The sequence below is a fragment of the Protofrankia sp. CiP1_Cm_nod3 genome (assembly GCF_982290655.1).
The window spans coordinates 1-11733 of sequence record NZ_CEVIVD010000142.1 but is presented as its reverse complement, the minus strand read 5'-3'; the positions used below and the strand labels follow the sequence as shown (position 1 = coordinate 11733).

Annotated in this window: 14 protein-coding genes, 1 tRNA gene and 1 pseudogene; 11 read left to right on the top strand and 5 right to left on the bottom strand. The window is 69.7% G+C overall.

Annotated features, from left to right (window positions below; all coding sequences use genetic code 11):
* Positions 1–360 precede the first annotated feature (360 nt).
* Positions 361–1293 (top strand): ABC transporter ATP-binding protein, encoded by a 933-nt coding sequence (locus AC5LUJ_RS20095; protein ID WP_250280607.1) that lies wholly within the window; start codon positions 361–363, stop codon positions 1291–1293.
* 13 nt (positions 1294–1306) lie between these two features.
* Positions 1307–2113 (top strand): ABC transporter permease, encoded by an 807-nt coding sequence (locus AC5LUJ_RS20090; protein WP_250280610.1) that lies wholly within the window; start codon positions 1307–1309, stop codon positions 2111–2113.
* A gap of 33 nt (positions 2114–2146) precedes the next feature.
* On the opposite strand, the gene AC5LUJ_RS20085 is transcribed toward AC5LUJ_RS20090, so the two are convergent.
* Together AC5LUJ_RS20085 and AC5LUJ_RS20080 are read right to left on the bottom strand one after the other, a co-directional pair.
* On the bottom strand, positions 2147–2440 hold the full coding sequence (locus AC5LUJ_RS20085) for a DUF6158 family protein (protein ID WP_493465513.1): 294 nt from the start codon (positions 2438–2440) through the stop codon (positions 2147–2149).
* A gap of 11 nt (positions 2441–2451) precedes the next feature.
* On the bottom strand, positions 2452–3711 hold the full coding sequence (locus AC5LUJ_RS20080; protein WP_250289640.1) for an acyl-CoA dehydrogenase family protein: 1260 nt from the start codon (positions 3709–3711) through the stop codon (positions 2452–2454).
* Positions 3712–4220: 509 nt separating this feature from the next.
* Here AC5LUJ_RS20080 and AC5LUJ_RS20075 point away from each other — a divergent pair.
* From AC5LUJ_RS20075 to AC5LUJ_RS20045, 7 genes are all read left to right on the top strand, one after another.
* On the top strand, positions 4221–4808 hold the full coding sequence (locus tag AC5LUJ_RS20075) for a hypothetical protein (protein ID WP_250289637.1): 588 nt from the start codon (positions 4221–4223) through the stop codon (positions 4806–4808).
* Positions 4809–5049: 241 nt separating this feature from the next.
* Positions 5050–6894 (top strand): carboxylesterase/lipase family protein, encoded by a 1845-nt coding sequence (locus tag AC5LUJ_RS20070; RefSeq protein ID WP_250289635.1) that lies wholly within the window; start codon positions 5050–5052, stop codon positions 6892–6894.
* 136 nt (positions 6895–7030) lie between these two features.
* Positions 7031–7753, top strand: coding sequence for a hypothetical protein (locus AC5LUJ_RS20065; protein WP_250280615.1), 723 nt, complete (start codon positions 7031–7033; stop codon positions 7751–7753).
* A 223-nt stretch (positions 7754–7976) separates the two neighbouring features.
* Positions 7977–8049 (top strand) — tRNA-Glu (locus tag AC5LUJ_RS20060).
* A gap of 212 nt (positions 8050–8261) precedes the next feature.
* Positions 8262–8492 carry a hypothetical protein gene (locus AC5LUJ_RS20055; protein ID WP_250280617.1) on the top strand — a complete coding sequence of 77 codons (231 nt, stop codon included), beginning with the start codon at positions 8262–8264 and terminating at the stop codon, positions 8490–8492.
* A gap of 137 nt (positions 8493–8629) precedes the next feature.
* Complete coding sequence (locus tag AC5LUJ_RS20050) at positions 8630–8995, top strand: helix-turn-helix domain-containing protein (RefSeq protein ID WP_250280619.1); 366 nt, start codon at positions 8630–8632, stop codon at positions 8993–8995.
* Positions 8996–9310: 315 nt separating this feature from the next.
* A complete protein-coding gene (locus tag AC5LUJ_RS20045) occupies positions 9311–9598 on the top strand; it encodes a hypothetical protein (protein WP_250280621.1) in 288 nt (95 codons plus the stop codon).
* Positions 9599–9822: 224 nt separating this feature from the next.
* On the opposite strand, the gene AC5LUJ_RS20040 is transcribed toward AC5LUJ_RS20045, so the two are convergent.
* Together AC5LUJ_RS20040 and vapB are read right to left on the bottom strand one after the other, a co-directional pair.
* Positions 9823–10257: a PIN domain nuclease gene (locus AC5LUJ_RS20040; RefSeq protein WP_250280623.1), complete on the bottom strand. Its 435-nt coding sequence runs from the start codon at positions 10255–10257 to the stop codon at positions 9823–9825.
* Complete coding sequence (vapB, locus tag AC5LUJ_RS20035) at positions 10254–10475, bottom strand: type II toxin-antitoxin system VapB family antitoxin (RefSeq protein ID WP_250280625.1); 222 nt, start codon at positions 10473–10475, stop codon at positions 10254–10256. The genes AC5LUJ_RS20040 and vapB overlap by 4 nt, the downstream gene beginning before the upstream one ends.
* Positions 10476–10797: 322 nt before the next feature.
* Here vapB and AC5LUJ_RS20030 point away from each other — a divergent pair.
* Together AC5LUJ_RS20030 and AC5LUJ_RS20025 are read left to right on the top strand one after the other, a co-directional pair.
* A pseudogene (locus AC5LUJ_RS20030) lies at positions 10798–10950 on the top strand (CATRA conflict system CASPASE/TPR repeat-associated protein); the annotation flags it as partial.
* A 109-nt stretch (positions 10951–11059) separates the two neighbouring features.
* Positions 11060–11200, top strand: a complete 141-nt coding sequence (locus tag AC5LUJ_RS20025; RefSeq protein WP_445548200.1) for a hypothetical protein — start codon at positions 11060–11062, stop codon at positions 11198–11200.
* On the opposite strand, the gene AC5LUJ_RS20020 is transcribed toward AC5LUJ_RS20025, so the two are convergent.
* Positions 11197–11733, bottom strand: a 537-nt coding sequence (locus AC5LUJ_RS20020) for a hypothetical protein (RefSeq protein WP_493465512.1), incomplete at its 5' end; no start/stop codon positions are given. The genes AC5LUJ_RS20025 and AC5LUJ_RS20020 overlap by 4 nt on opposite strands.

Genomic DNA, 11733 nt, shown 5'->3' with positions numbered 1-11733 from the left:
TCTGCTGCTCTGCCAGTTGAGCTAACGGCCCGCCGAGCCTGATCGTACCTGCCGTGGCGGGTCCCGACGCGGACGGGCGCCTCAGGGCCGATCTGCCCCCGGCTGTCGATGGCCCGTAATAGCCACCCGGTTTACTAGTACTACAGTGCCTACCTTGCGATCATCCTGTTCCGACGGGCCGGGACGGCTCCCCCGGACGCCGGTGGGGCCTGGCTCGGCTGCCCCGCCTGTCCTGGCGCGTAACCGTCCCATGCCCGCCTCCGCTGCGCCTGCTGCCGTTGTGCCTGCTGCCGTTGTGCCTGCTGTCGTTGTGCCTGCTGTCGCTGTACCTGCTGTCGCCGGCGACGGGCGGGAGGCGGTATGACGTTCGCTATCCATGCGGATGGGCTGACCAAACGCTACCGGGGCCGGACCGTGGTCGACTGCCTCGACCTACAGGTGGCGACGGGCGACCGGTTCGGATTCCTCGGCCCCAACGGCTCGGGCAAGTCCACGACCGTCCGGATGCTGCTGGGGCTGGTGCGTCCGAGCGCCGGCAGTGTCCAGTTGCTCGGCCGGAGCATGCCCCGTCACGCCCGGCAGGTGCTGCCCAAGGTCGGCGCGCTCGTGGAGGCTCCCGCGTTCCACACCTTCCTGCCCGCCCGGGTCGAACTGGCCGCTCTCGACTCGGCCGGGCGTGGCGGCGCCCGGCGCTCGCGCCGCAAGCGGATCGAGGACACGCTGGAACGGGTCGGGCTCGGTGACGTCGACGACCGGCCCATCGGCAGGTTCTCGCTGGGAATGAAGCAGCGGCTCGCCCTGGCCGCGGCACTGCTGCGGCATCCCAAACTGCTCATCCTGGACGAGCCGACGAACGGGCTCGATCCGCAGAGCATCCGGGAGATCCGCGACCTGCTGCTCGAGCTGAACGCCGCGGGAACGACCGTCTTCCTGTCCTCGCACCTGCTCGCGGAGGTCGAGATGCTCTGCACCGAAACAGCGATCATCTGTGACGGCCGTCTGGTCGCCCATGACTCGCTCAACGCGCTGTGTGGCCCGACCGGCCGGGTGACCCTGCGCACCCCGGATTCCGATCTTGCCGCGCACCTGCTCGAGCGCGTCCTGGAGGGCCGGGAGGGGCACTCCCTGATCGCGCGGACGCTGAATCCCATGGCGCTCAACGCCGCGCTGGTCTCGGCCGGCGTGCGCGTGCACGAACTGGTGGTGGAACGCCGGACGCTCGAGGACGTCTTCCTCGAGCTGACCGGTAGTGACGGGGGCGGCGGCTGGGAGCCGGCCGAGGACGAGCAGTGATCCGGGGCGGACGATGATCCGGGTCGAGCTGCGCCTGCTGTTGCTGCGGCGGCGGACGTGGCTGTCGGTGTTGATGCTCGCGGCGCTGCCGGTCATCGTCGCCTTCTTCCTGAAGATCAGCGGAACCGGTTCGAAGCCGATAGGCCCGGCGTTCCTGGCCGAGGTCGTCCGCAACGGCACATGGTTCCCGGTCGCGGCCCTCGCGCTCGTCCTGCCGCTGTTCCTGCCGGTGGCGGTGCTTCTGCTGGCGGGGGACGCGATCGCGGGCGAGGCGAGCGCCGGCACTCTGCGTTATCTGGTCATACGTCCGGTCGGACGGGGACGGCTGCTGGCCGCCAAGATGATCTCGATCATCGCCTATCTGCTGATCGCGGTGAGCGCGGTGACCTCGACCGCGTTCACGGTCGGCTGGGCGCTGTTCGGGCTCGCTCCCATCCAGCCGCTGTCCGGTGGGGGGCCGCCCTTCTCCCTGCCGGACGCGACGATCCGGATCGGACTGTCGGCGCTGTTCGTGGCCGCTTCCATGCTCGGGATCGCCGGCTTCGGGCTGTTCCTGTCGACGATCACGTCCACGCCGCTCGCGGCCACGCTCGGTGCGCTCGGCATCCTGGTCACCGCGGGTGTGCTCGACCAGATCCCGTCCGCCGAGGTCATTCAGCCCTACCTGCCCACGCACTACTGGATGGCGTTCGTCGACCTGTTCCGCGCGCCGGTCCCCTGGTCCAGCATCCAACACGGGCTGCTGCTCGAGGGCGGCTACGGCCTGGCAACGATCATCCTGGCCAGGATCGTGTTCGCGGCCCGGGACATCACGAGCTGACCGGGCACGTCACGAGCCGTCACGGGCCGGCCGTCACGAGCCGCCACGGCCCACGGCAGCGGCCCGGCGGCTGCCGGCACGGGTCCGTAGCGGGTCCGGTGTGAGCACCGCGGCGAACCGGCGCCGGTATTCGTACTCCAGGCTGAGCATCCGTGACGTGTGCGTGTCGAACGCGTCCCCGGTGCCGTGCAGGAACGTCTCGTGCCGGGTCGCGTGCAGGTGTTCCACTTCACGGACAAGATCCTCATCGGAGAGATCGCCGGGCGGGATGCCTTCAGGACGACGCTTCATACCGTCCTCGATACCCACCTGACCCGCTGTAGCCACCTCACCGTCAGTCACCACCAGAACGGGTCGAGATCGTCCAGGACGACGTTCGCGAGCACCTCGAGATCATGATCGACGTGGCTGTGCCGCAGGTGGAAACCAAGGTCGGCGACGCGCCGAGCATAGCCGCGGTCGGAGCACAGCGGCCCCGGGCCGAGCGCGCGCCCCACCAGGTCGATCACCTCCGTCGCGCATGTCTCGATCGCGGCCCGCACCTGCAGGGCGCGCCGCCGCGCCGAGCCGCCGGCATCGTCGGGGTCGGCGTCGATCTCCCGTGCGGCCGTCTCCAGGACGCAGCGCCCGGCCATCAGCAGCGCGTCCACCCGGCCCAGGTGGGCCAGCGCACGCGCGTCCAGCGGCCGCCCCCGCCGGTCGGCGAACCAGTGATGGCCGGCGGGAGCGGGGCCACCGGTGGGCCCGTACCGGCTGACAGATCCGTGGTGGCCGGCGGTACGGCCGGCCCAGCCTTCATGATCGTAACGGCCTTCGCGGCCGGCTCGGTCGAGTCGGCCGGCGGCGAACAGCGGGCGGGCCACCCCGATCGCGCCGCCGAACCAGCAGGCCGCGACCCCTGCCGCGGCGTGCCAGAACACGGGCCGCTCCGAGTAGGCCGCGGCGGCCACGCCGAAGCGGCCGGACGTCCCGGACGTCCCGACCGGCCCGCCCACCGCCACGGCCGGCGCCCCGTCGAAGAGCACCGTCGCGGTGTCCGCGCCGGCGGCCATTGTCCGGGACGCCCGCCCACCGGCCGCCACCGCGATGCCGCGGTCGTCCAGCCGCACGGCGAACAGCTGGTGTGTCTCCCCCTCCTCGGCGGTGGTGATCTCGGCTGCCACCAGGGCATGGGTGAGCACCCGCGCCCCCGAGCAGGCCGGCCTGGCGCCGTGCAGCGTCCAGCCGTCCGGGCCCCGGTGGGCGACCAGCGGGCTCACCGGGGTGTCGACGTCCCACACCCCCCACCGCTGGTCACGCTGTGGCACCGGCCCGCCCAGCTCGTTCAGGAGCGCGGCCGCGCCGGCGTGCCCGGCCGCCAGCCGCGCCAGTGTGCCGTCGCTGACAGCAAGATCGGCAAGGACGCGCCAGCGGGCGGCGGTGGAGCCCGCGGCGGGCGGTGGAGGATCGAGCCGGCCGGACGCGACGAGCGCACCGAGCGCCGCACCGGCCCGGGTCGGATCCGACAGGTCCGCGGGCAGCGCCCGGTCCGGATCCGCGCCTGGTGGGACGTCGAGCGGGATGTCGAACGGGCCGGCCGTCGTGACACTCGTTGTCATCAGGATCACCTCATGCCATGTGATGCCGCGTGAATGCCGTGTGATGCCGTGTGATGCCGTGTGCGTGCGCGGACGGCTGCCCGGCGCCGCCGCACGTCCCGCCACTGCCAGTTGCATTACTACTGGTATCTCTGACACCTCGAAGGGTGATGGATTTGTGTCCGCATCCCGCGGATGCCAAACGTGACCCACCCCGGCGTCCTTTACTGTCGGTCACATAACATCCACACTTACCCAACACGTGGCGACAACACTACGTATGGCACCAGAACACGCTAGCCTGCCACTCATATCGGATGTGTCGGATGTGTCGGATGTGTCGGCCGGCGCCATGGCGACGGACCAGGATGCGCGTGATGTGGAGGTGCCGCACGATGTCGTGCGATGCCGCCATGGCCGTGGGCCGCCCTCACGGCGGCAGCCGCGGCAGAAATCGCGGCATACACGGTAAGCAATACCGTAAGCACACTACGTCCGGCCATCGCACGGTGCGACACGTGTCGAGACGTATGGCACGACATGCGCCGAGCTGGGCGTTCCGGCCATTCTTCCGCGCCCGCCCGGAAGAGCGCAACAACGGCACGCTGGCCCTGCGGGCGCTGATCCTCGCGATGACCGTCGCGGCGGCCGGGCCGGTCGCGACCCTGTTCAGGGACGCGGATCCCGCGGGAGCCACCCGACAGCTCGACCCGATTATCACCGTAAGTAACAGCAACATCGGAGGCGCGCTCCTCGCGGACACCCGCTGCCACCCCGACGCGCTCCCCGGCCCGGAGATGGTGCCGCGCGTCGGGTTCGCGACCAGGGCGGCCTCGTGCCCGATCACACGGCCCTCCCTGCCGATCAGCCGGGCCGGCCCGTCCCCGAGCGCCGGAAGGACGACCACCACCCCTGCTCCCGAACCGTCCTCCAGAGCACCGCTGGCGGGCAACCGCCACGGTAGCGATGACGCCGTCCCCATCCCGGCATCCATGAAGACGCCACAGCTGCCACCGGCGGGCGTCCTGAGCATCCGCCTGGCCGCCGGCCTGCGGGGGCACGTCGCGGCGACCCGCAGAGCGAGCGGAACGGAGGACCTCGTCGGCTCCGGCCGCTGAGCCTACGATCGCTGTGGACGATCACCGTGCCGGTGCCGGCGGGAACCCGTCCGCGCGGCGGACGGCCGGCTGCCGTCATCATGAGAATCGGCAAGGAATGGATACGGAAGCAGCGCGCCGGTGAAGCATCACACCGACCACCGGCATGAACCGTCGGGAACCCGAGCCCGGCGAGGATATGGACCATGAGACCGGGGGGGCAGCCATGGAGCCGGTCCATATCCGGAGTACGGCGTCGGGCATGATGTCGCTGCTCCTCGTCGTCGCCCTCTTCCTTACGGTCACGTCATGCTCGGCCAACCCGGCCCATGACGACCGTGAACAGGCCGGTGGCGGTTCAACGAGAACCAGCCCCACAGTCGTGCCCGTGACCGGCGGTACGGTCCGCGGCGCGCGCACCGCCCTGGGCACGTCCTTCTATGGAATTCCATATGCGGCACCGCCGGTCGGTGACCGACGGTGGCGCTCACCCCAGCCCGTCGCGCCCTGGACAGGTATCCGGAATGCCACGAAGAAAGCGCATCCCTGCCTTCAGGGCAGCCCGGACAACGGCGGCCTGGGCGAACAGTCCGACGAGGACTGTCTTTTCGTCAACGTTCACGTTCCCGCCGTGGGCGGCGACAGCGGCGCGGACGGCGGCCAGCTCGGCGGCCCCGGCCCGAACGGTGACACGGGCGGCGAGACGAGCGGCGGGGCGGGCCGTGACCGGGCGGGCGGTGGCCGGCTACCGGTGATGTTCTGGATCCACGGCGGTGGTTTTGTCGGCGGCTCCGCGAACGAATACGACGGAAGCCTGCTCGCCGCGACAGGCCGGGTGGTCGTCGTCTCGGTCGAATACCGCCTGGGAATTCTGGGATATCTTGCGCTGCCCGCGCTCGACGCCGAGGACGGGCAGCCCGGGAACAGCCGGTCCGAGAACGGACAGCCCGGGAACGGACAGCCCGGCAGCGGACAGCCCGGGAACGGGCAGCCTGGCAGCGGGCAGGCGCGGCCGGGCGACTCCGGGACATACGCGGTCCAGGACATCACGGCCGCGCTGCGCTGGGTTCGTGACAACATCGCCGCGTTCCACGGCGACCCCGGCAACGTGACGGTCTTCGGCGAGTCGGCCGGGGCGATCGGTACCTGCGCGCTGCTCGCCTCCCCGCCCGCGGCCGGCCTGTTCCATCGCGCGATCGTGCAGAGCGGCCCGTGCTCATGGCCGTTCCTGACAGTGCGGGACGCCGAGCGGACCGGGACCGACACCGCGCGCAGGCTCGGCTGCACCGACCCCGTCCGGGCGGCGGACTGCATGCGTGCGCTACCCGCCCGGGACGTGCTCGCCGCGGCCGACCAGCAGGCCGACATCCTCAGCCCGTTCCCGTGGGCGCCCGTGACAGGCGGGCGGACGCTGCCGGTGCCACCGTCCACGGCCATCGCCACCGGCGCCTTCGCGAAAGTGCCGGTCATCATCGGGACGGTGCGGGACGAGGGCCGCATTTTCACCAGGCCCTGGAGCGGCCGGGCCGGCCGGTTGACCGACCAGCAGGTGAACGCGGTCCTCGACCAGCATTTCCACGACAGGATCGGCGCCGTCCGCAGGGACTATCCGCCGGGCTCGGCGCCGCCGGCCGAACGGCTCGCCCGTGTCATCACCGACGCGCTGTTCACCTGCCCGAGCGTGGCCTCGGCGTCCATGCTGACGCGGGCCGGCGTGCCGGTCTTCTCCTACGAGTTCGACCTGCCCGACAGCGCACCGTCCGTTCCGGGCACGCTCCCCGGTGCCTCGCACGGATGGGAACTCGGCTACCTGATCCCGGACGCCGACCAGCAGTGGCCTGGCTCGGCCCACCGGGAACTGTCCGACACGATGATCCAGTACTGGACGAGGTTCGCGGCCACCGGCGACCCGAACACACCGCCGGCCGGGGCGCCGAACCGCAGGGACGGCGTGGGCGCGGCCGGCCGGACGCTCCCCACCCCGGCGCCGCCCGTCTGGCCGGTCCACACCACCGAGCGGGCGCAGACGCTGTCGATCAGGCCCGGTGACATCCGTCCGATCAGCACCCTCGCCGACGACCATCACTGCGCAACCTGGCAGCGGTGACCGGCTGCCGGCTGCCGGCTGCCGATTTCCGGTTTCCGGCTGCCGGCTGCCGGCTGCCGGCGGCTTCTGCCCATCCCGTCCGGATGGGACCCTGGACGGACATACCGCTCCCAGGCGAAGGCAGAAGGAGACATCAATGGTCGACGCCCACGCCGCCGTGGACGGCTTCCTGCCGAGCGGCCAGGCCCTTCCCTTCACCAACGACTTCCCCAGGCAGCCCGTCCTGAAGATCAGAGTCCCGGGTGTCGGCCGGGTGCCGGTCGGGGACGCCAGCCGCGGGCTGTGCGGAGGGATGGCCTACGCCACTCGCGATCTTTTCGAGGCGAGGCTGCCACCGCCCACGTCCAAGGAGGTGCCACCACCCGACTCGCCGCTGTACCGCTACCTCGTCCGCCGGCTGTTCGACAGCTTCGACATCCCGCGTGGCGTCGCCCGCTACTACCGGCTCATGTCCACCCGGGACGCGGACACCACCCGGTCATCGCTGACGCTGCGCGGCGCCGGGCGGATCACCGTTGTGGACGAGTGGCCACAGGTACGCCTCGACATCGACCGCGGCACACTGTCCCCGCTCGGCATCATCACGGTGCGCTCCTACAGCCCCTTCCAGCTCGGCCACAACCACCAGGTGCTCGCGTACGCCTACGAGCAGCGACAGACCGCGGTCACGCTACGGGTCTACGACCCGAACACACCGCTGGAGCGGGCCGACACCGTGACGCTGTCCTTCGACGTCGCGGACCCGAGCGGCCCGGTGCCGGTCAGGCACAACCTGGCCATCGGCGGACGCCCGGTCCGGGCGTTCTTCCGCACCCGGTACCGCTGGACGGACCCACGGCCCGCGCTCCCGGCCACCTGACCTCACCGGAGCGGGACGCGGGGCCGCCCCTCCGCCGCGGACAGCCGGACAGCCGGACAGCCGGACCATCCCGACCCGCTCCCGCCCGCTTCGCGCCGGCCCGGCGAGCCACGGGCGGAAGGCGGTTTGTCGTCACCGCCCGCCGTCCCCTATGCTCAGCTTGCCGTACCGACGGCAGACGTCGCCGCGTCCGAGCTGTGAGCCAGCCCGATCGCTGCTGCCCGCCCCCATCGTCTAGCGGCCTAGGACATCGCCCTTTCAAGGCGGTAGCACGGGTTCGAATCCCGTTGGGGGCACGCTCCGTGTCGTGCGGTGAGTGGCAGCATCGTGGTGGCCGGCGTGGCTGTTGCTGACCCACTGTGGCTCGCTCGGGCCGCCGGCCTGCGGTCGTTGGTGCAACGGTCCCGCCGGTTCCGCTGAGGTTCGGTGCATCGTTCGTCGGCTGCGTCGCGGCTCGCGGCCGGCTATGAGGTTGACGTTGTATTAACCGGGGCTCATCCTCGGGGAGGTGATCGTCGGCTGGACCGACGAGTTCGACCGCTGGCTGACCCGCGCGGAAGAACAGGGAGGCCGCGTCCTCACCGTCGCTGTCGCGCTCCTACAGGCGCTCACTGAGCTCCCGGCCAGCCCCCTCGAGGAGTCCCCGACCTTCAAACGGGTACGGCAAGCCCGCCGCCACGAACTCTGGCGCGTCGCCCACCCCTTCGACCCGGACGTCGCGGTCCGGATCATCTGCTGATTCCCCGCCGACGACCACGTCGTGGTCGCGTTGATCGGGTTCGACAAGAAGACGATCGGCGACGTGTTCTACGCCAGTGCCGCCACCCGCGGTGAAGCCCTCGTCGACGCCTGGCTGCGCCAGCAAGGAGGCACCCCATGACCGACAACGACACGACCGAGGGCGGCGTCACGTTCCTCCGCGGCAACGACCGCATCCGTCAGCTCGCCCAACGGCCCGATATCGCCGACGAGGTCGCCCAGGTCCGTGCAGGCATGGCCGAAGCCGACCGTACCTACGCGATGGGCTTGGCCGCGCTCCGCCAGGCTGCCACCCTCACCCAGGTCGAGCTTGCTCGCCGCATGGGTGTCACCCAGGCAGCCATCAGCCGCATGGAACAGCCGCACGACCTTCTGTTGTCGACGCTCAACGCCTACCTGGCGGCCATCGGCGGCACTGCCTACATGATCGTCCGTTTCGCCGACGGCCACGAAACCACCCTCAACCTCGCCAAACTTGCATAACCGGACAGCGGGTCGTCGGCCGCCTGGCGGTCGCATTCGAGGCTTGGGCGCCCATTTCGAGCACCGGGGCCGGTCTTCTGGCTCCCGGGCCCGGCGGACTGAGGGTTGTGGAACCTGCGGACTCCGAAGTCCCGGGAACCATCGATGCCCCGAGGGACACTCGGAAGACCATGGATGCGGTCGGGCGCCCTGGCGGACTCCCGCCACGCACGCACATAGCGTGCGCGCATGGGATCAGGCCACGACGATCAGTCGGTGGGCGCGTCTTCGACGCCGAGCAGCCGGCGAGGCGGCGGCCGTCGCGAGCCGCCCACCATGGTCTTTGAGATCCATTGCTTGGACGGTGAGCAGAGCAAGCGTCTCGGCCTCGTGCAGGCACGAGCGATCCACGATGTTCTGGCCTGGATAGCCCAGAACCGGCTGAACGGGGCCGCGCCCGACACCTCGACCGAATCCGGTCACGGGGTCAATCCTGCGCTTGAGGCGGACCCGCACCTCCCTGATCAACAAAATGGCGACCGGTCGGATCACCAGTCCGATTTCACATTTCCAAACTTCGCCCGTATCAAGGGCATCAAGAATTTGGTCGCCAACAACGGCTGATAAAAGAAGCGGAATCACGCAACGCTAGAGCGGCGGACTCTCTGCTTCCGAGCCTGTCCGGAGCATGTCGACAGTTGAAGCCACGAGGAGGAACGGTCCAGGCGAGGGTGACGAGGCTGGCGAAGATGATCGCACAGGGTCGTCCGGGCCCATGGTGATGATCGACCTCGGCGTCAACGGCCTTCATCGCCCGGAGAAGATGGGGCAGACCTGGGCTCACCGAGCTACCCGGTGCCGAGACGGAGCCTCTCGGCGGGCTGCCCGGTGACCGCGGCGATCAGCTCGAAGTCCTTGTCGACATGGAGCACCACAAGCCCGGCGAGTTCGGCCGTGGCGGCGATGAGTAGGTCGGGGACGGATGGTGCGCGGTGGTGCCCGGTGCCGGCGAGCAGCTCCTGGACCTCGACAGCCCTGGACTCGATACGGGGCGTGGTGTTCTCGACGGGCATCGCCGAGACCGGCGGCCGGCGCAGCCGGACGCGGAGATCCTGAACGGATCGTGCGGAGAAGCCGACCTCCAGGATCGTGACCGTCGTGATCCGGAGCAGGCCCTGCTGGATGCGGGACAGCCACAGGTCGGCGTCGGGACTCTCGCTCAGCCGGACGAGAGCGGATTTGTCGACGAGCCAGCGCTGCGTCGTCTCGGCTGTGGCGGTCACGCCCAGGCCTGCCGCATAACCTCCGGGTCGGCGAGATCGCGGAAGGTGGTGCTGAACCAGCGCAGGTCGTCGAGGGTCACCGGGGTGGCCGAGCGTGCCGCATCCTGGGCAAGCTGTCGGCGGAGATACTCGTTGCGGGACAGACCGAGCCGAGCGGCATGCGCCTCGACGGCTGCCAGCACGTCATCGGGCACGTCACGGATGAGCACATCGGACATCAGCCGCACCTCCAAGCGATATCCCATGCTATCAGACACCGGCCGGGCCGCCCTGCGGACCCGGGCAGCCGAGCAGCTTTGCACCTCCGGGCAGCTGGGCGGCCCCCGACATCGAGGTTGCCGGTGAGGAAGCTCAGGGCCACGGTTACCCCGAGCAGAAAGTCACCAGAGGATCATAACCGTCCATCCACCCGCCTGACATCCCGGAAAACGCCAGAACTGTCTGGAACGTGAGCGTCTCCGCCGACGACATCCGGGGGACGGCATCGACGAGAACCTGACACCCGGCCCAGCCGGGCCACTGGTCGCGCCGGAACTCGTGATGCACGTGTTCGCCCCGGTCGGCGGCGAGCACGCGGCCGAAGCGTACGACTACCTGCGCCGGGTCTGGGACGCCTGTGGCGACCAGTTCGGCATGTGGTATCCGATCAGCACGCTCGGCCTGCCCCGGCATCCGCCCGAGCGGCACCGGCCAGCGACCGCCCAGGTCGAGGAGCCGATCGCGGCACAGCAGCGCGGCCGGACCGGACGACAACCGGCCACGAACCCACCGACGGCACCGACGGCACTGGCAGCACCGGCAGATGCGAGTGCTCGTCCTCGCGGACGAGTGGCTCTCCGGCCGGGGTGGTATCACCGCGCTGAACCGGTATCTGTGCGCCGCGCTGTCCGCGGCCGGTGTAACCGTCTGCGGCCGGTCTAACCGTCTACCGTGTCGTCTCTAGGGAGACACGGTCGGAACGCAGTCCTGGATGGCCAGTGATTGTATGGTCGACTTGTACTCTTTGATAGTCACGGATGAACCGGCGATGTACTCTGGGGAGCCGGGGGAGACGTTGCCTCTGATCCCGACCACGTACCGGATCGCCGTGTTCTCGTCCATGCCCAGATGCATGAGGCCTTCGGTCATCACGCGGGCATAGCGATAATTCAGTGGGTTGAAGAACGGCTCGCACGGTTTCTCATCGTAGAACCATCGCGAAGGACGTTCGTTTAGCATTGATTCCGCCACGTCCGAGTTCTGGTGAACATCGCGGAGGGTCCAAGGGGCTGTGAAGCAGACGATGTCTTCTCGCTGTTTATCCGGTCGAGTAGGAGTCCGGCCTCGGAACAGCAGCATGCGTCCGTAGAGCTGATTACTGAGATCCAGTTTTCTCTCCTGTTCGAGTACGTGCCATCGGTCAATGAGGATCCGGACGGTCTCTTCGTACTTGCGAGGGTCGATGTGGCACTCGTCGAGCATGATCATTAAAAACCA